The organism is Acetobacter vaccinii (genome assembly GCF_008365315.1).
Lineage (GTDB): Bacteria > Pseudomonadota > Alphaproteobacteria > Acetobacterales > Acetobacteraceae > Acetobacter > Acetobacter vaccinii.
The window spans coordinates 2,157,863-2,183,173 of record NZ_CP043506.1; the positions used below are offsets into that span (position 1 = coordinate 2,157,863).

Below are 25,311 nucleotides of genomic sequence, written 5' to 3' on the forward strand. Positions count from 1 at the left end.
GCATTCTACAACAGAGGCTTTTTTGAAGCCTCTGGATTTTAATTATTGGAAGATGTTTTGCTGAAAAATGATTCAAGAACATCATTATTGATAGAATCGCCATTTAAGGTTCTTACAATAATTTCACAGCACAATTGTTCAAGTGACAAAATACCATCCGGGTGAGTGCCTTTTATTTTGGTGATGTTTTGACTTTTATTGGCAAGAGATATTATTTTTGTGCTTTCATCTGCAATTTCTTTGGCTGCAAGAATATTAAACGCATTGTCTGCATCACTTTCCATGAGTGTCACAACGTATTTTGCTTTATCTGCACCGGCTGCCTTTAAGGTAACTGCTGAAGAAGGGTCACCTTCAATAACATCCATGTTTTCCGGGAAGAGATTTTTGGAGCCAGGAGGGCATATAACAGTGATAATGGTCCCATTGGTAAATAATACCTGGCACACATTTTGCGTTAAAGAGGATGACCCAATAATGATATAGTGATTATTGCGTGTCACGTGTGCAAACCCTCCATGTAGAATGCGACTAATGTTGTTTCTGATCAGTGAGCCAGCTATTGATGCGACTGACGCTGCAAAAATAGTGATTCCGAAAATGATGACTGTAATGGTGAATATGCGAGCAAAAGATGTATGGGGAACAATATCGCCAAATCCCACAGTAGACATACAAACAATAACGAAATAGAAAGCATCTGGCAAACTTTCTATTTTGGGTGTGAACTGGTCTCCAAGATAAAGAGACCCAAGTATTCCGTAAAAAATAAGTGAAATAATACTTGCTGTGGCGAGTATACTTGTGCTTCCAATGTTGCTTTTTGAAAAAACTTTCCAGTAAAAAATAAGAGATGAGAGTGTGATGAATTGGTAAAAAGAATTGATATAGGCATGATTAGAAATAAAAATATTCAAAAAAATCATGGATGATAGTAGTATTATTGAAAATATCCATGATATGCGCGTTCGCATGAGAATAACGCAAGACATTAATAAAATCAGAAAACCAATCATAAAACTTGGTATTTCCAACACACCAAGAAAAATGATAACTTCCTGCCATGACTGAAAATTGTATATTTTTTGAGGAAGATCAAATATTAGTTTCTTCATAAATGGGTTGATAATTATAAACCCATTGTGAGCCATCATGAGAGCAATGCCATAAACAGCAATTTTGTTTTCAGAAGGTAATTTTCTCATTGTATTTGGTCACTCATCAAAGGCGTACTTTTTTTCATAAAAATATATCCCAGAGTTTGCATGCGTATTTAGAGTGAATGATCTTTATAACTCTATTGGAGCGTTATGGGTTGAATGTCACATGAGGATCATTTTATCAGAAAACGTTGAGCAAGGGAGCTGAGAGTTTTTCATGCCCTCCCCGTGTACACTCATCTCCCGCATATTTGACGTGCGAGTGGGGCTGCATGATCAGGTTTGGTGACTTGATATGCGGGTCTCACCCATGCGGCAGTTGGGTATAATCAGAGCCATCGGGTGCAGGTTCGGCACGTGACACCGCATTCAGACTTCGTGCCCAGTCTGGTTCCGGGGAGCCTTGCTGGCACCCTTATATTCGTGATCGTCGATTGATGGGTGCGAAATGCTTTGCGGGGGTCAAAGCTGCGTAAAAGGCACTATAGACTGGCACACAAACGTGACCAGTCTACTCCTTTTGGGCCTCCATCAAAGATGGAAAGCCCGTGTTTGCCACCTCTGAGGTGATTGTGAGGTCGAAAGGTAGTCAGTATCAGCCTTGCTGATAAGCCTGCCCGAATGCCCGCAGGGCCGCAACAAAGCAGCCCGTTGGGGCCTGTGTCTGGCCTGCGCCAATAACACCGCCTTTGCAGTGGGCAATGGCTGTATCAATGACGGGTGTCAGACCGTGTTGCACAACTTTGCGGATATCAATGCCAGCGGGGGCACCAATAAAATCCATTGTCGGGATCTTGAATTCCATCATCTGCCCGACAGTAATCAACTGCATGTTGTGTACTGTTGAGACAGCCCGGGCAAAGGAGCCGTTGACAAACTGCTGCAAGACAGGGGCCGCAGCCTGAGCATGCCCTCCAAGGCCAATGGTTTCCATAATGCTGCTGTCACCAATATCTGGCACGGCATCAGCATCACTCCATTCGGAGGAGAAGTACAGCCCTTCAATCCGGTTGGCAGGGGCGGTAAACCATTGCTCACCAAGGCCACTGACCTTGATGCCAAAATCAACGCCGTTGCGGCACATGGCCGAGACAACCGTACTGTATTCAATCCCCTTGATGGCATCGGCCATGGCCTTGCCCGCAGCCATGGACAGGCAGAGGGAAAACTGTTCGTTCACCTTCAGGTAGTCCAGCGTTTCCTGCAACAGGGCGCGATCTGTGCAGGTGTCATAAAGGGCAAGGGCGAGTGCGTTGAGGATAACCCCACTACCTGCACTGTTGCGGTTATGACATTCATCCCCCATTTCCAGCGCCCGGGCGATCATGGGCTTGACGGGAATGGGGGCTATGCTGCGGATGGCCGTCCCCAGCACGGGGCCGAGTACGGTTTCCAGCCAGCGCCAGCGTTTACGGGCTTCCTGATTGTATTCATCCCTGTTAAGCAGGCCAGAGGCCGGGCCCTGAAAGAGCTGTGAATATCCATACCGGTCATGCACGGGGTCGTGCACCACGGCCATGGGGCTGGAGGCACTGGTAATGCCCGCCATGCCACCAACGGCTCCATAGTCATGGCAGGGGGCCACCACAACCTGCCCTTGCAGGATCATGCGCTGGGCCTCGTCTTCCGTTTCGGCCAGACCTTCGTGCAACACGGCCTGCACCACCCCCATTTTCTGGGGACCGCACATATCCTGCCAGGCAATGGGCGGGCCAGCATGTAAGACCGTGGCGCGGGTCATGCCGGGCAGGACATCAATGGCTGGCTGCACGTCCACCCAGACCGGGCGGGCTGCTACCAGCCGAGACAGGGCTTGCGCGTTGGCGGCGGCAATTTTCTGCGGCAGTGTCATGTCATGCCTGTCCTTCCAGGGTTTGGGCAAAGGCGCGCAGGGCTTTTTCAAAACAGGCCAGCGGGGCATGGACTTCCCCCGCACCGATCAACCCGCCTTCCTTATGGGTAATGGCGGTGTCCAGCAGGGGGGTAATGCCGGTTTGCACAACTTTGCGAATATCGATCCCAAGCGGGCCGGGGGCAAAGTCCATGGCCGGGATACGCACATCGGGGTTGGTGGCGTGGCAGATGGACAGCATGTCCTGCGTATTGGCAATGGCCTGCTGCATGGTGGCCTGCACATACTGGGTTACGGTAGGGGCAGCGGGTTGAATAAAGCCACCCAGACCAATGGTTTCCGTAATGGCGCTGTCGCCCAGGTCGGGTGCAGCGTTGGAATCATTCCACTCCGCCCGGAAAAACAACCCCCGGACAGGGTTGGCTTTGGCAATAAACCACTGATCTCCCAGACCGCTGACCTTGATGCCAAAGTCCACCCCATTACGTGCCATGGCGGTGACGATGGTGCTATATTCAATCCCTTCCGCAGGCACCAGCATGGACTTGGCAGCGGCCATAATGGCGTGCAGGAAGAAATGCTCTGATTCAACAAGGAACTTTATGGAGTCGCGAACATCCTGCGCGGGCATATCCACCGCCATCAGGTGCCCATAGAGCTCTTTGAGGAACTGCGCCGTCGCGGCAATGGAGCGGTTATGGCACTCATCCCCCATTTCCACCGCGCGCGAGATGATGTTGCGGATATCAATAGGTCCAGATGCCCGTAGCGCCTGTTTCAGCACCGGGGCAAACACCTTTGCCTGCCATGTCAGGTTTTTAAAGACTGTCTCGTCATAGGCTCCCCATTTTAACAGGCGCAGCCCGCCACCTTCGGAAATGCAGCTATAGGCCCGATTGCCAAATGCGGCGTTTTCAACCACCAGCATGGGGGTGGAGGCTGATGTAATGCCAGCCCCGGCCCCCACAGCCATATGGTGGTGGCAGGGTGCGGTCAGGATTTCGCCAGAGCGGAGTTTCCGTTCAGCGTCTTCCGGAGTGCTGGCCAGACCTTCCCACAGGGCAGCGCCAATAATGCCGTGCTTGTGTGGGCCGCACATATCGTCCCAGGCGATGGCCGGGGCGGAGTGCAGGATAAGGTTGGGCAGCATGCCCGGCAGCACATCAAGAGCCGGGGCGACATCAATCAGTTGTGGCTTGCCCTGGCGGATAATATCAACCGTGCGGGTATTGGCGGCCTCTATACGGTCTTTGAGAGTGGACATGGGTTGTTCTCCGGTCAGATCAGGGCGTCAAGCAGGTTCAGCAGGTCGTCATCCTGCGGCGGAGGGGGCTTCCACAGCACTTGCACAACGGGCACGGACTGTTGCCTGAGTGTTTGGGCAAAAAGGTCTATGCCGATATTCACCACGCAGGGGGGCTGGCCTGCCAGCAGGGGGTTGCCAGTGTCAGTCATGGAGCATCCTCAGGTAACGGCCGGCCAGTGTCACGGCCTCGGCATTGTTGCGGGCAACCAGAATGTCCGCCGCACGCAGGGTTGCAGCTTGCAGGGCGTAGTTCTGGGGGTCGGCACGGGTGCCGCATATTGTAACAATGACAGGCAGGTGCCTGCCCTGCGCGGCTGCAATGGCGCGGGCCTGTGTGACGGTTTCTGCCAGCAGGGCGGCAGGATTTTCATGCGCGCCATATCCCAGCACAAGGTCGATCAGCAGCAGGGCGACCTGCGGGTCCTGCGCCTCTTTAAGAATGCGCTGGTTGCGGAGTAGCGGGTCGATCATCGGGTGGGCGCGGCTTTCTGTGTAGGCGTCGTCTCCCAGGTCGATGACGGTGTGTTCCCTGCTGCTAAACGGGTCGGGCAGGGCGTAGGCGTTGTGGTGCAGGTTGGAGTAAACATCCCCAACCACGTCATGCAGCAGGAACAGGGCCTCGTAACACAAGGTACCCCCGGCATAGAGACCGCGCAGGTAACGCTGCTGCGGGGTACGCTTGCTGAGGCTGGTCTGGAGGAAGTCTTCCTGCTCAACCGTGCTCAGGGCGGGTAGCGGCACGCTGACACCCAGAGCCTGTGCGGCGGCCTGCGCGGTTTCTGCCAATGTGCGTGTGCGCTTCAGCGCCCCGTGTTCGTCAGTGCTGTCCTGGCCGATAAAGTTGACAATGACGGGTTTTGCAATGGCAGCACAGGCTGCCAGAACCTTGTCCGCGACCTCCGGGCTGGGGGGTTTGGAGGTGACAACAATAACATCGGTCCCGTCATCCTGTGCCAGCAGATCCAGCCCCTGCAGCATGCACAGGCCACCAATGTCCTGCTTGAGGTCACGTCCGCCGGTACCAATAGCCTGGCTGACACCAAGCCCCAGCCAGTCCAGCAGGGATGAAATTTCCTGCGTGCCGGTGCCTGACGCCGCAACAATACCCACCCGGCCACGCGCAACGGCATTGGCAAAACCAATGCCGACACCATTGATAATGGCCGTCCCGCAGTCCGGCCCCATGAGCAGGCGGTTTTTGGCTGCGGCCAGCTCCTTCAGGCTGCGTTCGTGCTCAAGGCTGACATTGTCGCTGAACAGAAAAACATTCAGCCCGAGTTCCAGCGCTCTTTTTGCTTCCCGAAAAGCATAGGCTCCGGGCACCGAAATACAGGCTAGATTAGCCTGTGGCTGCATGGCGACAGCCGCATCGAGCGAGCGGGGCTGGAGAGCACCCTGGGCACTCTGGGGTTTTTGCGCCAGAAGCTGCTCGGCGGTGCCCAGCGCGTGCTCGGCTTGGGCATCGGTCTCAGCAACGATGGCGATGATGAGGTCATCAGGATTTGCCGTGCTGGCCTCGGGCGTTAACAGGCCCGACGTGGCAAGGATTTTGCGGTTGTTGGCAGTTGCCATCATGGCAATGGCTTCTGTCACACCCTCTTCATGGCGGAGCGCTTCGGAAACACGCATGAGCCTGACAGAGTCATGATATTCCCGTTGCCGGATGATAAGTCTGGATGCCATGGCTCAGGCCTCGTCCTGCTGGAATGTGATGTCATGGAAAAGGGGGTAAGCCCCAATAGCGTCAAAGCGCAGGCCGCCAATTGTGTCGCGGGCGGCAACAAGGGTTGCATTGCAGTGCAGGGGCACAGCCAATGCAGCACGCATGATGTCCATTTGCACGGTAGCAAAATGCGGGACAAATTCTGCCGGGGTCAGGCAGGTTTCTGCCGCGTCAATTTGCGTATCAATGGTAGGGTAGTCCTGCGGGCCACGTTTGCTCCAGCCATAGGACCCAGGTCCACTTTTGCGGGAGTGATATACAAACCCCAGAAGTTGTGAGGAACTGGCGTATTTTCCCTGTGGGATCAGGTTGTGCAGCCCCTGCATGCCCGCCTGAATCCATTGTGGCGGGCTACAGAGTTCAACATCCACAGCAATACCGACCAGCGCCAGTTGGCGTGCGACAATGGCTCCAAACTGCGGGTAAAAATTGACTGGCAGGGCATAGAATGTCACCCGCAAGGCCTCACCATCACGCTCGCGGATACCATCGGGGCCGGGCATCCAGCCTTCCTGCTCCAGTAGTGTGGCGGCTTTTGTCGGGCTGTGGGGATACATGTTTTCCACGCCGGGTTCATAACCCAGAGTAAACTGTGAGACCGGGCCGTAAGCCCGTGTGAACTCACCGCGAAACACTTCCTGCACAAGGGCATCCACATCCAGCGCGTGGCTGATGGCCTGCCGTACAGCCAGGCTGCTGGTGGGGCTACGTTTGATGTTCATCATCAGGGACACCGGCACACCACGGATTGGCCATGTGGTAACAGCCAGCCCAGCCGTAGCCCGCAGGGTTTGGGCATCCGCCGGGTTGGCGGCAAGGATCATGTCCACGCTGCCATCCAGTAAGGCTGCGGTGCGCGCATTATCATCGGGTAGAAATTTGAACAGGATTTCATCCACCAAAGGCGGACCTGCATTGTCCACCACAGGCGGTGCCCATGCATAAGCCTCGTTACGGCGGATGATCAGGCAGTCGCCTTTATTCCAGCGCACAAAGCGGAAGGGGCCGGTGCCAACGGGGTGGGTTATAAAGGTGCTGCCAGCACTGGTGGCGCAGGTGGGGGCAACCGGGGCAAGCCAACCTTGGCTGAGGGCATCCAGCAGCAGGGCGTAGGGGCTGTCCAGAATGATTTCCAGACAATGCTCGTCCACCGCACGGCTTTCGCGATAGCTGCCCAGCAGGCCACCTGCAAGCTGGGACTTGTTTTGCGGGTCGCGGGCGCGGTCGAGTGATATTTTCATGGCATGGGCGGTAAAGGGGGTGCCATCATGAAACACCACATCTTTACGAAGGTGGAACGTATAGCGCAGATGATCGTCTGAAATGCTGAAAGTTTCTGCCAGTCCAGGCAGATATGCGCCATCAGCGGTCTTGTTCACCAATGTATCAAAAACGCCATTGGTCATCTGCAACGCCAGTTCGGCGGCACCCAGATGAGGGTCCACATTGGAAGGTTCGTAGTGGACACCTATGCGGAGCTGTTTGGTTGCACCCATTCCGGCCTCTTGGTTTTTATTGTGAACATATGTGCGTATTAGCAACAAATGAACGCGCAAATGCAAGGGCGAAATTACACGCAGCCCTTTACCCTCGTGCTGTCAGCAGAGGAGGGTAATTAGTAATACATTGAAAATAATATGGATTTTTGTTTTTGGCAGGCGGTCCAAAACCCGCCTGCCAACGCTACGTCGTGCGCGGTAACCTTTGGCAGCCGTGTCAGGCTGTCAGATCAGTGTGTGTTGGATGTCCTGGGCAGCGGCCAGCATTTCTGGCAGCACATCGTCCATCAGTTTTTCTACAGGCACAATGCTGCTGAACGTAAAGGTATTGAAGCTGGCAACAATGCGGTTACGGACATCAAAAATAGGCACAGCGAGCGAACGTACGCCAAGCTGCATTTCCTGATCTACAATGGCATAGCCCTGTTTGCGTATGGCCCGCAGTTCCCGCCGCAGGTCTTCCATACTGGTTATGCTGTGGTCGGAAAGAGGCTCCAGAGTAATTTGCTTGAGCAGGCTGTCGCGTTCGGGCTTTTCCATCATGGCCAGAATGCAGCGCCCGGCAGAGGCATAGGCAATGGGGAAGCGACGGCCAATGGTGAGAGCAGGAAAGCTGAACTCATCAGTATTGGCCGAGGCAATATGCACAATATCCAGCCCGTCACGAATGCCCAGAGCCATGGGAAAACCACAGTGGTCGCGCACTTTATCCAGATAATACTGGGCCTTGTCCGCCAATGGGACAGAGGACAGGTAAGCATACCCCAGTTCCATAACCTTGGGCGTGAGCTGGAACAGCCGCCCGTCTTGCGACACAAAGCCCAGGTGCACCAGTGTCAGCAGGTAACGCCGCGCCCCGGCCCGGTCCATGCCGGTTTTTTCCGAAACCTGGGACAGGGTCATGCGCGGGTTGGCACGCCCAAAGGCCATAATAATGTTCAGGCCATAGGACAGGGAGCCTACAAAGGTTTTGGGCTTATCCTGAATGTCTGGTTCGCAAGTGCTTGCTGGCATGTCCATGCTCTTAAAAATCACATTAGGGGGTGGGTATAAGCCAAGACAGTGGGCGCTTCCATGATCTGGAGCATGCTAAACATGGATGGGTGCTATTCGAATTGCAAATTTGTGATGTCTGATACGGACAGAAAATTTTGCAGAATGTTCACAACAAGCCCTTTTCTTCACAATGCACACAGAGTCCGGGGTGGGTTGCAGCCTGATTTTTGGGAATGAGCTTCAGCATAAAGTTGTTTAATGCGAACTAATGTGCATTATATGAACTTATTGCCGGTCATGGCATCACGCATGCAGGAAAGTCATAGTCATGAAACTGGTGATCGCACTGGGGGGCAACGCCCTGATGCAGCGGAACGAACCGCTTGGCATGGATGTGCAGTGGAAAAATGCACGGGTTGCAGCGGGCGCACTGGCCGCTGTCGCGCGGCAGCACCAACTTATTCTAACCCATGGCAACGGCCCGCAAGTGGGGCTTCTGGCTATGCAGGCGGAGGCTTTTAAAGGCGCGGAACCTTACCCCTTTGATGTCATGGGCGCAGCAACGGAAGGGATGATCGGGTATATTCTGGAGCAGGAACTCGGCAATATCCTGGGGTATGATGTGCCCGTGGCTACATTGCTGACACGGGTGGAAGTTGATGCCAACGACCCGGAATTTACCGATCCCAGCAAGTTCATAGGTCCAACTTTCGAGCGCGAGCAGATCGATGCGCTTATTGCTGAATATGGTTGGACCTTCCGGCAGGATGGCAGGAAATGGCGGCGGGTCATCGCCTCTCCGCAGCCACGGCGTATTTTGTGGCACCGGCCTATCCGCTGGCTGCTGGACAACGGGGCTGTTGTTATCTGTGCCGGGGGCGGGGGTATTCCGGTCGCCACACAGGATGGCCAGAGGATGGAAGGGGTGGAAGCGGTGATTGATAAAGACCGGGCTTCCAGCCTTCTGGCCGTTCAGATTCCAGCAGATCTGTTTATTATTGCAACCGATGTTGCCGGTGTTTTTGAGCATTATGACACACCACAACAGCGCCTGCTTCGTCGGGTGACCCCTGCGGAACTGATGGCAGAACAGTTTGCGAAAGGTTCCATGGGCCCCAAAATAGAGGCAGCCAGCCGCTTTGTGCGCCAGACAGGCAAGCCAGCGGCAATTGGCTCCCTTGCTGAAATTACGGATATTGTTGCCGGCAAAGCTGGGACCTGGATTGTTCCAGAAGGTGATGCACCTGCATGACAGGCATACGGGTGCGCAGGGTAGGGGCGTTTATCGCGCCTGCCGTGGCTCATGCTGCTGGTCCTGTGCGTGTTCTGGCGGTGTTTCCGCGCCACCTGTACATTATCTTCAGGGTTGGGGATGAGGATGTTACAGCGATTATATGCGCGCCAACGGAGCAGGATGGCCCGTTGTGTATTGTGCTGGAACAATGGCCAGACTGGACTGGCCTGCACGGGCAATATGGGTTTTTTCAGAATGGAATCCTGAAGCTTGGTTTATACAATATTATTTTTCAGGATTTTTGTATTTTCCCCTCTGCTGTGCCCATAGCTGAGGGCAAGGTTTTACGTAGTCAGAGTGAACTGATCGAAATTGCGCAAACCATTCAGCATGGGTCAGAATTTCTTTCATCTGTTCTGGTCGGAAAAAACCTGTCTTTCATAAAAGATGATGATGTTCTCATGCTGGAGACGGGGTTGCGGGAAAACAATGCAAGCCTGTTACAAAGCAGCGCTACGGCCTTGGCTGGGGTGGGCATGGGGCTGACCCCAGCGGGCGATGACTTTTTGTGTGGTGTCATGCTGGCAGCCTGGTTTTACATGCCAGAGGCCAGAGCGCTCTGTGCTCCCTTACGGCATGGGGCGCTGGGGATGACAACAACTCTATCCTACGCTTTTTTGGATTCAGCCGCCGCAGGTCATGCTTCTGCGGTGTGGTGTGCATTTCTTGATGCTCTTAAAACATCTGATCATGCTTCATCCCTTTATAAACACATGGTTGCCGTCGTGGCACATGGCGCAACATCCGGGGCGGATGCGTTGGCCGGATTTTTGTGGGCGGCGGGGATTATGCAGACGGAAAGCAGCAGATAAGCCCCTGTTTTTCGAATTGTAGCGGGCAGGTGCATATTTTTGTTTTCAACAGGCAAGAAGATGCGTTAGAAAAACAAAAGTTTCTTGAACGAAACGTTCGGTATTCGAACAAACGACAAAGAGAACCAAAAATGACTCTTGCCCTTCTTGAGGCACAACAGGCCCTCGCAGCAGCTTTGCAAAAGGCTGAGGCACTGGGCATTGCCGTGTGTGTCAGTGTTTGTGATGCGGGGGGGCGTCTTGTTGTCTTTGGCCGCATGGACCAGTCAAACTGGGCCAGTATTTATGGCAGTCAGGGTAAGGCATTGACCGCTGCGGCCACCCGCTGCAGGAGCGGTGCCATCCCGCCAGAGTCTGTCGTTATGAACAGAATTTCGGAACTTGAGGGAAATAACATGATTTATTCAAAGGGAGGTGTCCCTTTGGTGCGTCATGGTATTCTGCTGGGCGCTGTGGGTGTCGGTGGGGCCAGCGCAGAACTGGACGAGACCTGCGCGTTAGCCGCAGCACAAGCCCTGTCGTGTGATGAATAATGGAACGTGCCAGTTCTATGAGAATGAGTGAGTATAAAAAATCATTTTCGTAGTGTTGTATGAAAGTTTTTCCAAGGTCAGCTTCGGTTCTGTCTGAGGTCTATTGGGAAGTTCAGGATAGCATGTCAGTGCGTGTGGCACGGAGGCAAGAAAAGGTGGACTATAATGCAGGATAAAACCGGGCATGAGCCTGCGGATGCCCGCCAGAAACAATGCACAGCCCTGCGCGTTGGGGGCGGGGTCAGTGCTCTGGCTCTGCTCACAGTGTTTGTGCTGCATGGCCTGGGTGTTTTCATGCTGGTGCAAGGCATGGGCAGTGGTGAGGCCCCGCCTGTGCACAAGCCGCCGTTGCAGACGCGCATTCTGCCTCCACCCCCTCCACCTCCGCCGCCGCCTCCTCCGCCTCCCCCGCCGCCGGTTATGGCCGTGCCGCCACCGCCCTACATCCCGCCGCCCAAGATCGTGGTGCCGCCGCCGCCCAAGCCGCCCATCCGCCACGTCACGCGCACACCGCCCAAGGCCCCTCCGGCACCCCAGCGCCAGACCGCCGAGGCCCCGCCCGCACCCGTGCCCGCACCCAACGTGCCGGACACCGCCGCAGGCTCGGTCCCGCTCAACAATGTGCAGCCCGTCTATCCGCCAGAAATGGAGGAAGAAAACATCGAAGGCCGGGTCACCCTGGTCTGCGACGTGGAAACAACCGGCATGACCAGCAACTGCACAGTGCGTTCGGTCAGCGGGGGACAGGCCTTTGCTGCCTCAGCCCTCGACTACGTCCGCCGTGCCCGCTACCGCCCGGCCCTGCGCAACGGTGCCCCGGTCAAGGAACTGCACAAGGTCTATGTCATCCGCTTCCGGCTGGATAACTGACCACCCCATGCCCCCCACACCAACCCTTCCCCCGCACGCGCCATTGCCCGCCGGGCGGGGCTCCAGGACGAGGATTTCGCATACGATGACCAGACTGTCCCGCTCTTCGCTTTCCGCCCTGGCCCTCGCGGCGCTGCTGGGCGCAGGCCTGCCCGCCGCCGCCATGGCGCAGGACGCGGCCAGCCCGGCCCAGGGCACGGAACAGACAGCCCCGGCCCAGCCGCAGGCCGCCGCCCCGCAGGCTGAAGCCCCGGCCGCCCCTGTGGCTCCCGTGGCCAACCCGACCGAACAGGCTCCAGCCCCCGCCGCAGCCCCGCAGGCCGAGGCCAACCCTTACGGGCTGGGAGCACTGTGGAGCAATGGTGATGTCATCGCCCGTGGCGTGCTGCTGATCATGCTGCTGATGTCGCTGGGCACCTGGTATATCATGATCACCAAGTTCATCGAGCAGGCCCGCCTGTTTGCCGCTGGCAAGGACGCGGTGCGCAGCTTCTGGACCAAGCAGAGCATTCAGGAAGGGGCCGCTGCCCTGTCCAGCACCTCGCCCTTCCGCTACATCGCCGACACCGGCATTGCGGCTGCCGAGCACCACGAAGGCACGATGCAGGAAAGCATCGACCTGCATAGCTGGACGGGCATGTCCATCCAGCGCGCGGTCAACAACATCCAGAACAGCCTGCAAAAGGGCCTGGCCTTTCTGGGCACCGTGGGCTCCACCTCTCCCTTCATCGGGCTGTTCGGCACGGTCTGGGGGATCTACCACGCGCTGACTGCCATCGGCATTGCCGGTCAGGCCTCCATCGACAAGGTGGCCGGGCCTGTGGGTGAATCGCTGATCATGACCGCCATTGGCCTTGCCACGGCTGTGCCCGCGGTGCTGGGCTACAACCTGCTGGTGCGCCGCAACAAGGGCGCCATGGACCAGGTGCGCGACTTTGCGGACGACCTGCAGTCCATTCTGATCGGTGGCGTGCGCCATGGTGCGGTGGAGCATATTCAGGTCCGTCCTGACAGCTCCCCCACGACGGCGACCGCCTCCAACCGGGTGGGCTGACGCATGGGGATGCATGTCGGCGGCGGTGATGGGGGGGAGGACGAGGTCGTCTCCGCCATCAACACCACCCCGCTTGTCGATGTCATGCTGGTGCTGCTGATCATCTTCCTGATCACGATCCCTGTTGCGACCCACACGGTCAAGCTGAGCCTGCCCAAGGACCTGAGCCAGCCGACCAAGACACAGGTCAGCAACATTGTTGTTGCCGTCACGTCGGACGGGCATGTGTGGTGGAACCAGACGGCGCTGCATGGGCAGGAGGAGCTTGAAAGCCAGCTTGAGAAAGTGGCTGTGCTCAAGCCCCAGCCGCAGATCCAGATCAGGGGTGACGCGGCGGTGAAGTATGAAACCGTGGGCCGGATTGTTGCTGCGTGCCAGCAGGCCGGGATCTACCACGTGGACTTCATTACCGAGAAGCCGAAGGACAACTGAGCCTGTGGGGGCGCTGCCCCCCGGTGCTCTCGCCCGGCCCGAGGAGGGTAGAGGCGCAGAAGAGAGTAAATGGCCATGGGCATGAATGTCGGGTCGTCGAGCACGACGGAAGACGAAGGCATTGTTGATATCAACACGACCCCGTTGATTGACGTGATGCTGGTGCTTCTGATCATGCTGATCATCACCATTCCGCTACAGACGCAGTCCGTTGCGATAGACCTGCCACAGGGCAACCCGCCGCCGCCAACAGTTGAGGTGCCGGTTGTGACGCTTGGAATCGACTTTGACAACAGCCTGAGCTGGAACGGGGAACCCGTGACAACGGAGGAAGACCTGCAGGCCCGGCTGCGGCAGATTGCCACGGGGCCGGAGGACTTCCGCCCCGAGTTCCACATCCAGCCCAACCGGCTGGCCAGCTACAAGACGGTCATCCACGTCATGGCAGACGCACAGCGTCTCGGCGTCACAAAGCTCGGAATCACCGGGCAGGAACAGTTCGTGCAGTAAAGTGCGGTTATTTGAACGGCAGGTTTTCTGAGGAACGAAAACCTGCCGTTTTCATGCAGTCTTATTCAGACAGGTTGCGCCACAGGTCGATATGCCCTTCGCGGGCGTATTGGTCGATCAGGGCGATCTCTTCCGCACTGAAGTCCAGCGTGTTCAGGGCGTTCAGCGAATCGTCAAGCTGCTGGACATTGCGGGCACCGATCAGTGCCGAGGTTACGCGGGTGTCACGCAGCACCCAGGCAATGGCCATCTGTGCCAGGCTCTGCCCCCGCTTGGCAGCAATATCGTTGAGTGCACGGACATGGGCCAGGTTGCTTTCTGACAGCATGGTGCGGGTAAAGGAATCCCCTGCGGCGGCGCGGGAATGTTCTGGCACACCGTTCAGATACTTGTTGGTCAGCAGCCCTTGCGCCAGGGGCGAAAAGGCAATGCAGCCAACGCCGAGGTCTTCCAGCGTGTCCAGCAACTCCACTTCCACCCAGCGGTTCAGCATGGAGTAGGAGGGCTGGTGGATCAGCAGTGGCACACCTTCGCGCCGCAGAATCTCAGCAGCCTGTCGGGTGCGCTGTGGGCCGTAGGAGGAAATGCCAACATACAGTGCCTTGCCCTGACGGTGCATCTGCACCAGCGCGCCCATGGTTTCTTCCAGCGGGACATCGGGTGTGGGGCGATGGGAATAGAAAATATCAACATAATCCAGCCCCATGCGCTGGAGGCTCTGGTCAAGCGAGGCCAGCAGATACTTGCGTGAGCCGCCAACCCCATAAGGACCGGGCCACATATCCCACCCTGCCTTGGAGGAAATGATCATTTCATCCCGGTGGGCTGCGAAGTCCTTTTTCAGGATTGTGCCAAAGTTTTCTTCAGCCGAGCCATAGGGCGGGCCATAGTTGTTGGCGAGGTCAAAATGGGTAACCCCACGGTCAAACGCACGGCGGATGACGGCGCGCCCGGTTTCAAACACATCCACGCCACCGAAATTATGCCACAGCCCCAGAGAGATGGGTGGCAGGTCCAGCCCCGAGCGGCCACAGCGGCGGAAGGAGGCAGTGTCGTAACGGGTGGAGGAGGGAGCCCATGTCATTGCAGGCGGTATCCTTATAAAAATGACAGGATGAAAAAGGAGGAGCACGGGCAGGTCAAACCCTGCCCGCAAACGTGGTCAGCCGTGCCGCGAGAGCGGCGCATGGTTAAGGCGGGGCAGAACATGCCGCGCAAACAGGTCACATTCGGCTTGATGAGGATAGCCTGAAAGCACAAAAGCCTCCATGCCGATCTCCTGATAAGCTTGGAGCTTGGCCAGTACCTGGTCTGGGTCGCCCACAATAGCGGCCCCGCAGCCTGAGCGAGCGCGGCCGATGCCAGTCCACAAATGGTCTTCCACATAGCCATCCAGGTCAGCACTCTGGCGCAGTTCCCCTTGGCGCAGTACCCCTGCTGTCTGGGCGTCGAGCGAGCGGTTGCGGATTTGGTCGCCTGTTGCGCCCTCCAGCTTGGAGACCAGCCGGTTGGCCGCAATTCGGGCTTCGGTTTCCGTTTCGCGCACAATCACATGCACCCGGTAGCCAAAGCGCAGACTGCGACCGTAGCGGGCGGCGCGGGCGCGCATGTCGGCTACAACCTCCGCCACTTTGTCCAGCGTGTCGGGCCACATCAGATAGACATCGGCTGCGGCTGCCGCTGTTTCACGCGCAGCGTCTGACAGGCCGCCAAAATAGAACAGGGGCGCTTTGCCGCCATGGCCTTGCAGGCGTGGGGGATCAATCGCCAACTGGTAGAATTCGCCTTTGGTCTCGACAGCCTGACCATTCAGCAAAGCGCGCAGGATGTGCATGTATTCCAAAGACCTGCGGTAGCGTGGTGCGCTTTCCAGCGTTTCCCCCGGCAGGTCGGAGGAGATGATATTGATATCCAGCCGCCCTTCCGTCATCTGGTCCAGGGTCGCAAGCTGGCGGGCCTGCTGGGGTGGCCACAGTTCCGCGCAGCGTATGGCGGTGAGCAGGCGGATGTTGCGGAGCAGGGGAGCTACGCCGCCAGCAAACGCCATGGTGTCCAGCCCCAATGTGTAGCCAGATGGCAGGAGAATGCGGTCAAAACCGCCGGTTTCCGCCCCCAGAACAATATCCCGACAGTGTTGCCAGCTAGAGCGCAGGCGGGGTTCTGGCACGCCGAGGAATTCGTAATCATCATCACACAAGGCGGAAAACCAGCTGACTTCGCAAGGGGTGCTGGTGGTGGTTGTCTGGGGCATGCGGGGTAATTCCACGTTTCTTTACAGTCAATATATGTTTACTATCTTAAAAGTATCGTGTATATAATTTTTATTTGTAATTTTCGGTAAAATAAGAATCATGCGCTTCGCTCTGGTTGGTACGGGCCTGATGGCCCAGGAACACATTCGCAATCTTGCCCTTGTGGAGGGGATGCAGGTTGTCGCTCTGGTGGACCCTGAGGAGTCCTCGCTCGACTGGGCAAAGGCGAGTCTGCGTGAAAGTTTTGGTACTTCGCATGACAACATAGCGTGTTTTGCGAATGTTTCCGACATGGTTGGCGCTGTGGATGTTGATGCTGTCATTATTGCATCGCCTAACTACACGCACCATGATGTGCTGCTGCCGTTGTTGGAAACGGACCTGCATATCCTGTGTGAAAAACCACTCTGCACAACTGTGGAAGATGCACAGGATATCGCCCGCAGGGTTGCTGGCCATCAGGGTGTTTTCTGGGTTGGTATGGAATATCGCTTCATGCCGCCTGTCAGCAGTTTTATTGCCGATGTGCACACAGGCCGGGCCGGACAGTTGCGCCGCCTTGCCCTGCATGAACATCGCTTTCCGTTCCTGCGTAAGGTTGGGGACTGGAACCGCTTCAACCGTAACACAGGCGGCACAATGGTAGAAAAATGCTGCCATTTTTTCGACCTCATGCGGTATATCGTACAGGCCAAGCCTGTCCGGGTTTTTTGCTCTGGTGCAGCGGATGTCAACCATCAGGACGAGCGTTACGACGGGCAGGTGCCTGACATTATCGACAACAGCTATACCGTGGTCGATTTTGAAAACGGGGTGCGTGCCCTGCTTGACCTGTGCATGTTTGCGGAAGGCTCGGAGGAGCAGGAAAGCCTTGTGGCTATTGGCGATAAGGCCAAGCTGGAAGTCGGGATTCCGTCTGGTATTAAAGTGTTTTCGCCTCGTTCGGCACAGAATACCCCTGCTGAAATTGTGCGTGAGCATGTTGATGTGGACAGCAGTGTGCTGGCGGCAGGCCACCATCATGGAGCAACCTATTTCCAGCTTCTGGCGTTTCTTGATGCTGTGGCCGGGCGTGGACCTGTGCAGGTGACTGCGGAAGACGGGGTCTGGGCTGTGGCCATGGGGGCAGCGGCAGAGCTGAGCGCGCGGGAAAAGCGCGCTGTGGAAATTGCTGAACTCCTGCCTCTCTAAACTGTTTTCAAGCCACCCGGCGTCTCAGGCGCCGTGGTGGCGCAAGGGCTGACAGGGCCAGCCAGGCCGCAAGATAGGCAAGAGCACCATAGGCAAAAACCGGCAGGAGCGAGACACCCGGGGCTGCAAAATGACCCATGAGGGACAGCATGAGCGCTCCGCCGACATTGCCACAAAAAGCCCCAAGGCCTGTTATGCGCCCCGTGCGGCTGGCAGGCACCCATTCTGTCGCAAAGCCGAACAGGTTGGTTGCAAAAACCTGATGGGCAGCCAAGGTTAAGCCACAGAGAAACACTGCCAGAGCAAGGTTGCCAGTCTGCAAGACATAGGGCAGGGGTAGCACGCAGCAGGCGGCTACCAGCATGATCAGGCGGCGGGCTGTCTCGGTCTGTAGTCCCGCCTTGCGTGCCAGAATGGCCGGACCGTGCCCCCCTGCAATGGAGCCGCAGCCAGCCATGGCGTAGGCACAGGCCAAGGGCAGGCCACTACTGGCGGCATCAAGCCCGAAGCGACGGTGCAGCAGGTCAGGCAGCCAGAACAGCAACATCCACCAGACTGGGTCAGTCAGGAATTTGCCTAGGGCAAAGCCTGTGGCCCGCCGCCATAAGGGCAGGGACGGAGCAGGGTCGGTTGTGGTGTCTGGTGTGTGGGTGGCGCTTGTATAGGGGTTAATACGGGCAAACAGCAGCCATGCCAGCACGCAGAGCAGGCCCGAGGCCCCAATCAGCACAACAGTGCCACGCCAGCCCGCAATGGGGAATAGTAGGGACACGATGACAGGGGTCAGCATGGCTGCCAAATTGGGGGCTGCGTTGAGGACGCCAATCACGCGGCCTCGGGCTTCAGGCGGAAAGCAGGTGCTGACAGCTTTCATGGTTGCGGGAGTGCCCACACCCTCGAAAACTCCCAACGCTACCCGCACAACCACAAACCCCCGCACCGTGTTGACAACAGCATGGAGCAGGGTGGCCAGGCTCCAGCCCCCAAGCCCTGCGGCCAGCACGGTTTTGACCCCCAGCCGGTCAACAATCCACCCGCTGAGCAGCAGGCTGACCGCAATGGACAGTTGTGACCAAGATGAAATGGCGGCGTAATCCGCGGCACTCCACCCGAACACTTTGTCCAGTTCGGGCTTAAGTAGCGCAATGACCTGCCTGTCGGCATAGGCAATGATGCTGATGAGAAACAGCAGCACCATGAGAAGAGTGGAGGATGCGTGCTTACTCCCACTCACAAGGCTTGGTGTGCTGGGGCTGGCATCCTCACGCATGCTTTAGAAGTCCTTGTGCAGCACAAAGCCACCATAGCGGCCATAGTCACGCGGCATCCAGTCCACGACCCCCCCCAGGTTGCCGTAAGCAATATAGGACGCATAATGGGTGTTGATGGCATTACGCATGACCAAGGAAAGCCGCAGCCGGGCTTTTTTATCTTCAATCGTGGTGCTCAGGTTCCAGATCCCATAGGCTTTCTGGACCGTGTCTGGTGTTTCTGTCAGCGAATACTGGGTGCGGCTCTGCCATGTGTAATCACTGTCCAGTGACAGGTTGAAGCGGTCGTTCAGCGGGCGGGTGTAGTCTGCATTCAGCACAAACTTCCAGCGCGGGGCATAGGGCAGGGGCTGCCCGTCCACGTTGCACGATGTGGGGGCGTTGGATGGGCAGCGAAAATGATCAACCGTGGCATAGGTATAGGCAAAATTGCCGCCCAGAGTCAGGTAACGGATGGGGCGGGCGGTAATGTCCCCTTCAATCCCCTTGCTGGATACCGCGCCGGCATTGATCAGCCGTGTGACCGTTGCCCCGGCGACATTGTCCAGAAAGTTTGCCTGATAGTTTGAGAAGTTCTCGATAAACGCGGCAAAGTTGGCTGTGACCTTGTGGTGCAGGAACTGCGTTTTCAGGCCGATTTCATAGCTGTTGTTCTGTTCTGGCTTAAGGGCCTGGGTGTCGGTGTTCTGCATGTTGAAGAACACGTTGTACGCTGGCCCCTTGTAGCCGTGAGAATATGTGAAATAGGCATGAACATCCGGCGTAAAGTCGTATTGCAGGCCAATACGGTCCACATAGCCGTTATGGGCGGTGGAGCCTGTGCTGTTAAAGTCAGGGCGGATGCCGGTGACAGCCGCCGCAGAGGTGGAGTGGCGGTTGAACGTATAGGACAGGTCATCCCGCAGCAGGCGCAGGCCCAGGACAGCGCGGAACTTTTTGGTAAAGTTCAGGTTGCCTTCGGCAAAGGCTGCGTAGTTGTTGCCTGTGGTGCCAAACTGGGCACGGCCCGAATTCTGCGGCCCACCTACAGGGCTGAGTGATCGGTCATAGGTTTCGCTATCCACCGCGTGCATATAGTAAAGCCCAGCCACATAGTCGAAAAAATGGCCCTTGGGGGAGGCAATACGCACTTCCTGCGTGGCCTGCCAGAAGTCCAGCCAGCCGTGGTCTTTCAGCTCCGGCAGGCCGACATAGGCCTGGGACAACTGGTCATAATCCTGGTCCTGCGTATTTTGCCAGCGCCGATAGGCCGAGATTGATGTCAGCGTGTAGCCCCCACCCAGTTTGCGATCTAGGGTGATGGAAACCCCGCCATTATTATCAATGGATTTGCTGAGGGTGTTATTGCTGATGCGCGTGTTGTGGCTGGAGGGTGAAATGCCTTCCGACGCCAAAGCCTGCGCCAGTGCCGGGTTGTGGGTGGTGATATTGCTGGGATACGCCACACGTGAGGAGGACACAAACACGCCGTTAGGCACGGCATCGTTTGAATACATGTAGTCCAGGCCAAGGGTTACCTTGGTGTCATCATCGGGTGTCCAGACCAGCTTGGTGCGGCCGCCTCTGTGCTGGTAGCCGTTGACATCCTGACCGGAATACAGGTTCTGCACGTTGCCGGTGTAGCCGCCAACCAGGAAGGAAGCATTGCCAATCAACTTGGACGGAATGAGCGTGCCCGACACGCCACCGCTCAGCCGGTATTCATCACCCGAGAAATAGGATGCATCCGCATAGGCATGGAAAGCTGCCGTAGGCGCTGCGGTGACGATATTGACGGCCCCGGCAGAAGCATTTTTGCCAAAGAGTGTGCCCTGTGGCCCGCGCATGACTTCGATATGGTCCAGATCAAGCAGGTCTGCCGTTGCCTGGCCAGAGCGGGCCAGCACAACACCATCAACCACGGTAGAGACCGAAGGCTCCACACCGGGGGAGGTCGAAATTGTGCCGATCCCACGCACAAACATGCTGCGGTCCTTGGAGGAGGCACTGGTGCGGAAGTTGGCAGAAGGCACGAACTGAAAAATACCCTGCAGGTCATGCACATTGTCACGGCTGGCCTGCTTGGCGGTGTAAACCGATGTGGCAACAGGCACTTTCTGCAACGGCTCGCTCCGGCGGCGCACGCTGACAGTGATTTCTTCCGCCTTTGGGGCTGCGGCCTGGGTTTTGGTGACTGCGGGGGTGGGGGCCGGGTCCGCAACAGCCGCGGCCTGGGCAGCCTCGGTCATGCTCAGGCAAAGGGCCACGGCAAGGCTGATCTGACTGGCGCTGGCCGCCCATGAGGCTTTTGTTGCGATAGGTTCCACGAAATTACACCGTTAAACGTTAATATATTAATGCACATTATGAATTGAGTGTTTCAGAGTCAAATTAATACCATAGTTGATGATATTTTTTCAAGAATCCCATTTCATTTGGTAATTTCAGGGGGTGTTTTGGGACTCCACATGAGGGGGTTCGGATAATTTTCTTTCGTAATTTGCTGTAAAAATTCAATTTTCCCCCGTTTTTCTCAAAATCTGAGAAAGAGGGAGGCTCTGGTGGATACATGAGCAATGTAAAAGTGTGGAAAGCCATTTTTGGGGGTAAAAATAAACTATAATAAATAGTGTTTATGCTGCTGCCAGCATACCGTATCCCATAACCTTGCACGAAGGCGGCGCCAGTAACCTGTTGATGAAGCAGGCGGGGCAAGATGTTTCACAACAGGAATGGCCTGAAGCATAACATCTGGAAACCATTAAATAAGAATTTAAGAAGTGAATGATTGAGCAGGATCACCGGGAAAACATCGGGCTCTGAGGCTCTGTCATCATTCTGTTATAATTAACGTCTTGTAATCTTTGATGCAGATCAATGTCCCATGCCCTTCAAACGCCTTGTGTAGGCCATAGATACCCTTTGCCGAGCAAAGGGTTGTGAAGGAGCCCGTGTGAAACCTGTCGTCGCAGAAAATCCAGCCGGAAGACGCAAGCTGGATCCTAAGCTGGTTGTGGGGACAGTCGTTTTCGGCCTGCTGCAAGACCCCACACAACTTCTGGCGGACGATGCACAGGAACTGGCAGCCATCAAAGCGCAGATGCGGTTTCTGGCGGCCCGTGTTGCGGTGATTGAAAGCCATCAGGCGCGTAAAAAAGCGCAAGCGCAGTCAGGAGCAGGGCGTGTTGCCGCTGGGGGCCGGGTGGTTACCCGTCAGCGGCGTTTACAGTCCACCAATATTTCAGATGCTCCGGCAGACCCCTCCATTCGTTTTCCATCCGATACAGTGCCTGATAACGCCGCCACTACTCCCGCTCTGTGGCGTGCGGGACTGACGCCTGTTGCTTTGCCTGCTTTGAGCGTGGCTGATGCTGCCCATGTTGGTATGGACCTTTCTTCCTCCAGCCCGGCGGCCATTACCCAGACATCGGTTGACCATCTTCCTCCGGTTTTCAGCATTGGTGGCATTTCCGTCCGCCTTGGCGGGTTTGTGGAACTGTCCAATATCTGGCGGGATTCTAACCTGAGCGCAGGCCCTGCAACGGCGTGGAATAACTTTCCCTATGCCAACAGTGTCGAACATGGCCTGAGTGAGGAAAGACTGTCCGCGCAGTTGTCGCGCATGTCTATCCTGATGGAAGCCAACCCAAGCCCCGTCGTGCGTTTGCAGGCCTATGTGGAGAGTGACTTCGGGGGGGCCGCAGGCACCAGCAACAGTGTGCAGATCAGCGGCTACACGCCCCGCATGCGTCAGGCGTATTTTACGTTTACGCAGAAAGACTGGGGCTTTCATCTGCTGATGGGGCAAGCCTGGAGCCTGGTGACTAATTATGCCAAGGGCATATTGCCCCGGCATGAGCAACTGCCCGCCGTAACCGATAATAACCAGATACCCGGCATTGCTTTTACTCGCGTCCCTCAGATCCGCCTTGGTAAGGACTGGCACGAGAAATACTGGCTTGGACTGTCGGTGGAAGATGCTCAGGCAACCGTTGCTTTTTCATCCCTCCTGTCGTCGGGTGGGACGCTGCCCGCCGCGTATGGGCAGGCAGGCGGGGCAACTGTGTATTATCAGGATAGCGGGGGCGTGCTGCTGAACAGCACAACACATTATACCTATAACCCAGCCCCGGATGTTGTTTTGAAAGCGGCAGTTGATACCAACTATGGCCATTATGAAGTTTTTGGTCTGGCGCGGTGGTTCCGCTCGCTGAGTGTGCCGCCGGGTGGTAAAACAACGCAGCAGCATACCAGTTTTGGTGGGGGTGTCGGGGCAGGTATCACGGCTCCACTTGGCACGGACAAGCTGCAACTGGCTGGCAATATTCTGGCCGGGCGTGGGGTGGGGCGTTATGGCCCTTCCCTGTTGCCCGATACAACGCTGGGCAGTCGCGGGCAGCTGGTGCCCGTGCCTGAAATTATCGGCTCACTCGGCCTGATAGGGCACCCGACATCGTCCCTGCTGCTTTACACCTATGGCGGGGTCGAGACCGCCGGGCGGGAGCGATATATCGGGGCCGATGGCCGCCAGTACGGGTACGGTGTGACCGACCTGAACCTTGGTGGCTGCGCGGTCGAGTTTGGCACCTGCAATGCACAGACACGCACACTTGCATCTTTTACCGCAGGTGGGTGGTGGCATGTCATGCAGGGGCATTACGGTAGCCTGATGGGTGGGCTGCAATACACGTATATCCGGAAATTTGCCTTTCGGGGTAATGACGGCAGGCAGAACAGTGTCTACCCTGCGACCGCAGGCAACACGGTTTATGTTACGTTCCGGTATTTTCCGTTCCAGTAAAATGGGATCGCAAGATCATCCATTAAGGGAGAAAGCAGAATGACTTATACTGTAGGTACCTATCTTGCCGAACGTCTTTCCCAGATTGGTCTGAAGCACCACTTCGCCGTTGCTGGCGATTATAACCTGGTGCTGCTGGACCAGCTTCTGCTCAACAAGGACTGCGAACAGGTTTATTGCTGCAACGAACTTAACTGCGGCTTTTCCGCAGAGGGTTATGCTCGCGCCAATGGGGCTGCTGCTGCTGTCGTAACCTTTAACGTCGGTGCGTTTTCCGCGCTGAACGCCATTGGTGGCGCCTATGCTGAAAACCTGCCGGTTATTCTGATTTCTGGCGCCCCCAACTCCAACGACTATGGCAGCGGCCATATCCTGCACCACACGATTGGCGTGCCGGACTATGGGTATCAGCTTGAAATTGCAAAAAAGCTGACCTGTGCTGCGGTGTCCATCACCAGCGCGGAAGATGCGCCGGAAAAGATCGACCACGCAATCCGCACCGCCCTGCGTGAAAAAAAGCCCGCTTACATTGAAATTTCCTGCAACGTTTCTGCACAGCCCTGTGCGGCCCCTGGCCCGATCAGCGCTGTTCTGGACATCCGTCCGTCCGATCAGGAAACGCTGGCAGCAGCCGTCGCGGCGGTGGCTGAGTTTATTGAAAAGCACGAAAAGCCCGCCATCCTGATCGGCAGCCGCCTGCGCGCCGCCGGTGCGGAAGCAGCAGCCGTTAAACTGGCCGATGCTCTGGGCTGCGTTGTCGCAACCATGGCTGCTGCAAAAAGCTTCTTCCCCGAAGATCACGCCGGGTATGTCGGCACCTACTGGGGCAGCGCCAGCACCCCGGGTGTGAATGAAATCTTCAACTGGACGGACAGCATTCTGGCGCTGGCCCCCATCTTCAACGATTACTCCACCGAAGGCTGGACCGCATGGCCCAAGGGGCCGAATGTTGCTGTTCTGGACAAGAACATCAGCAAGGTGGAAGGCCATTCCTTCGACAATATCCACCTGACCGAACTGCTTGAGGCTCTGGCCGAGCACTTCAAGGACAAGCCGAAGAAGGATGCCACGCTGACGCAGTACAAGCGTGTGCACACCACCACCATTACCGAGACAACCGGTAGCGGTGACGACAAGCTGTCCCGTGCGGATATCCAGAAGACCCTGCAGAGCCTCGTGACCCCCGAAACCACCATTCTGGGTGAAACGGGTGACTCCTGGTTCAACGTCGTACGCACCAAGCTGCCCCGCGGCGCGCGTGTCGAATTTGAAATGCAGTGGGGCCATATTGGCTGGTCGGTTCCCGCAGCATTCGGTTACGCTGTTGGCGCCCCGGAACGCCAGACCATCCTGATGGTTGGTGACGGCTCCTTCCAGCTGACGGCGCAGGAAGTTGCTCAGATGACCCGGCGCAAGCTGCCCGTCATCATCTTCCTGATCAACAACGCTGGTTACACCATCGAAGTTGAAATTCACGACGGCCCCTACAACAACATCAAAAACTGGGATTACGCCGCCGTTGTCAACGCCTTCAATGCTGAAGACGGCAAGGGCAAGGGCCTGCGCGCCACGACAGCGGGTGAACTGGCCGAAGCCGTCAAGGTGGCTTTGGACAACAAGGAAGGCCCCACGCTGATCGAGTGTGTCATCCCGCGTGATGACTGCACACCGGAGCTGATTTCCTGGGGTCGCCACGTGGCTACGGCCAACGCTCGTCCGCCTGCGAAATAACGCAACCAGCCCCGCCCGCCTTTCTCGATTATGGAAGGCGGGCGG

Annotated in this window: 21 protein-coding genes; 10 read left to right on the top strand and 11 right to left on the bottom strand. The window is 56.6% G+C overall.

The genetic code is table 11. The annotated features are described in order from the left end of the window. Nucleotides 1-38 precede the first annotated feature (38 nt). The 7 genes from FLP30_RS09720 to FLP30_RS09745 all read right to left on the bottom strand — a co-directional run bounded on the left by FLP30_RS09720 (nucleotide 39) and on the right by FLP30_RS09745 (nucleotide 8,554). Nucleotides 39-1,205 (bottom strand): ion channel, encoded by a 1,167-nt coding sequence (locus FLP30_RS09720; RefSeq protein ID WP_149279655.1) that lies wholly within the window; start codon nucleotides 1,203-1,205, stop codon nucleotides 39-41. 550 nt (nucleotides 1,206-1,755) lie between these two features. Continuing rightward, complete coding sequence (locus tag FLP30_RS09725; RefSeq protein ID WP_149279656.1) at nucleotides 1,756-3,012, bottom strand: YlbE family protein; 1,257 nt, start codon at nucleotides 3,010-3,012, stop codon at nucleotides 1,756-1,758. Between the two features lies 1 nt (nucleotide 3,013). Further along, nucleotides 3,014-4,276: a YlbE family protein gene (locus FLP30_RS09730; RefSeq protein ID WP_149279657.1), complete on the bottom strand. Its 1,263-nt coding sequence runs from the start codon at nucleotides 4,274-4,276 to the stop codon at nucleotides 3,014-3,016. Nucleotides 4,277-4,290: 14 nt separating this feature from the next. Next, nucleotides 4,291-4,467, bottom strand: a complete 177-nt coding sequence (locus FLP30_RS14110; RefSeq protein ID WP_168200084.1) for a hypothetical protein — start codon at nucleotides 4,465-4,467, stop codon at nucleotides 4,291-4,293. After that, a complete protein-coding gene (gene fdrA, locus FLP30_RS09735) occupies nucleotides 4,460-6,001 on the bottom strand; it encodes an acyl-CoA synthetase FdrA (RefSeq protein WP_149279658.1) in 1,542 nt (513 codons plus the stop codon). The genes FLP30_RS14110 and fdrA overlap by 8 nt, the downstream gene beginning before the upstream one ends. 3 nt (nucleotides 6,002-6,004) lie before the next feature. Beyond that, complete coding sequence (locus FLP30_RS09740) at nucleotides 6,005-7,537, bottom strand: ABC transporter substrate-binding protein (protein WP_210419268.1); 1,533 nt, start codon at nucleotides 7,535-7,537, stop codon at nucleotides 6,005-6,007. 228 nt (nucleotides 7,538-7,765) lie between these two features. Next, a complete protein-coding gene (locus FLP30_RS09745; protein ID WP_149279659.1) occupies nucleotides 7,766-8,554 on the bottom strand; it encodes an IclR family transcriptional regulator domain-containing protein in 789 nt (262 codons plus the stop codon). Nucleotides 8,555-8,864: 310 nt separating this feature from the next. Between FLP30_RS09745 and arcC the strand changes: the two genes are divergently transcribed. From arcC to FLP30_RS09780, 7 genes are all read left to right on the top strand, one after another. Continuing rightward, nucleotides 8,865-9,788, top strand: coding sequence for a carbamate kinase (arcC, locus tag FLP30_RS09750; protein WP_149279660.1), 924 nt, complete (start codon nucleotides 8,865-8,867; stop codon nucleotides 9,786-9,788). Beyond that, complete coding sequence (locus tag FLP30_RS09755; RefSeq protein ID WP_149279661.1) at nucleotides 9,785-10,642, top strand: DUF2877 domain-containing protein; 858 nt, start codon at nucleotides 9,785-9,787, stop codon at nucleotides 10,640-10,642. The genes arcC and FLP30_RS09755 overlap by 4 nt, the downstream gene beginning before the upstream one ends. A 29-nt stretch (nucleotides 10,643-10,671) precedes the next feature. After that, nucleotides 10,672-11,175: a GlcG/HbpS family heme-binding protein gene (locus FLP30_RS09760; protein WP_246856490.1), complete on the top strand. Its 504-nt coding sequence runs from the start codon at nucleotides 10,672-10,674 to the stop codon at nucleotides 11,173-11,175. Nucleotides 11,176-11,340: 165 nt separating this feature from the next. Then, the gene (locus FLP30_RS09765; RefSeq protein ID WP_149279662.1) at nucleotides 11,341-12,045 is read left to right on the top strand and encodes an energy transducer TonB; all 705 of its coding nucleotides are present in this window, start codon (nucleotides 11,341-11,343) and stop codon (nucleotides 12,043-12,045) included. Nucleotides 12,046-12,130: 85 nt separating this feature from the next. Further along, nucleotides 12,131-13,099: a MotA/TolQ/ExbB proton channel family protein gene (locus FLP30_RS09770; protein ID WP_149278677.1), complete on the top strand. Its 969-nt coding sequence runs from the start codon at nucleotides 12,131-12,133 to the stop codon at nucleotides 13,097-13,099. A 3-nt stretch (nucleotides 13,100-13,102) separates the two neighbouring features. Further along, nucleotides 13,103-13,531, top strand: coding sequence for an ExbD/TolR family protein (locus tag FLP30_RS09775; RefSeq protein ID WP_149278507.1), 429 nt, complete (start codon nucleotides 13,103-13,105; stop codon nucleotides 13,529-13,531). A 75-nt stretch (nucleotides 13,532-13,606) separates the two neighbouring features. Continuing rightward, the gene (locus FLP30_RS09780; protein ID WP_149280176.1) at nucleotides 13,607-14,041 is read left to right on the top strand and encodes an ExbD/TolR family protein; all 435 of its coding nucleotides are present in this window, start codon (nucleotides 13,607-13,609) and stop codon (nucleotides 14,039-14,041) included. 61 nt (nucleotides 14,042-14,102) lie between these two features. Here FLP30_RS09780 and mgrA read toward each other — a convergent pair whose 3' ends face one another. Next, entirely contained in the window at nucleotides 14,103-15,125 is a 1,023-nt protein-coding gene (gene mgrA / locus FLP30_RS09785) for an L-glyceraldehyde 3-phosphate reductase (protein WP_149279663.1), read from the bottom strand. A gap of 78 nt (nucleotides 15,126-15,203) precedes the next feature. Then, complete coding sequence (locus tag FLP30_RS09790) at nucleotides 15,204-16,292, bottom strand: LLM class flavin-dependent oxidoreductase (RefSeq protein ID WP_149279664.1); 1,089 nt, start codon at nucleotides 16,290-16,292, stop codon at nucleotides 15,204-15,206. A 100-nt stretch (nucleotides 16,293-16,392) separates the two neighbouring features. Between FLP30_RS09790 and FLP30_RS09795 the strand changes: the two genes are divergently transcribed. Continuing rightward, a complete protein-coding gene (locus FLP30_RS09795; RefSeq protein ID WP_149279665.1) occupies nucleotides 16,393-17,484 on the top strand; it encodes a Gfo/Idh/MocA family protein in 1,092 nt (363 codons plus the stop codon). Nucleotides 17,485-17,491: 7 nt separating this feature from the next. Here the strand turns inward: FLP30_RS09795 and FLP30_RS09800 are convergent, their stop codons facing one another. Continuing rightward, nucleotides 17,492-18,754 carry an MFS transporter gene (locus FLP30_RS09800; RefSeq protein ID WP_149279666.1) on the bottom strand — a complete coding sequence of 421 codons (1,263 nt, stop codon included), beginning with the start codon at nucleotides 18,752-18,754 and terminating at the stop codon, nucleotides 17,492-17,494. 3 nt (nucleotides 18,755-18,757) lie between these two features. Next, entirely contained in the window at nucleotides 18,758-21,061 is a 2,304-nt protein-coding gene (locus FLP30_RS09805; RefSeq protein ID WP_246856491.1) for a TonB-dependent receptor, read from the bottom strand. Between the two features lie 686 nt (nucleotides 21,062-21,747). Between FLP30_RS09805 and FLP30_RS09810 the strand changes: the two genes are divergently transcribed. Together FLP30_RS09810 and FLP30_RS09815 are read left to right on the top strand one after the other, a co-directional pair. Next, complete coding sequence (locus FLP30_RS09810; RefSeq protein WP_168200124.1) at nucleotides 21,748-23,535, top strand: hypothetical protein; 1,788 nt, start codon at nucleotides 21,748-21,750, stop codon at nucleotides 23,533-23,535. 39 nt (nucleotides 23,536-23,574) lie between these two features. Continuing rightward, nucleotides 23,575-25,266 carry an alpha-keto acid decarboxylase family protein gene (locus FLP30_RS09815; RefSeq protein ID WP_149279668.1) on the top strand — a complete coding sequence of 564 codons (1,692 nt, stop codon included), beginning with the start codon at nucleotides 23,575-23,577 and terminating at the stop codon, nucleotides 25,264-25,266. Nucleotides 25,267-25,311 lie beyond the last annotated feature (45 nt).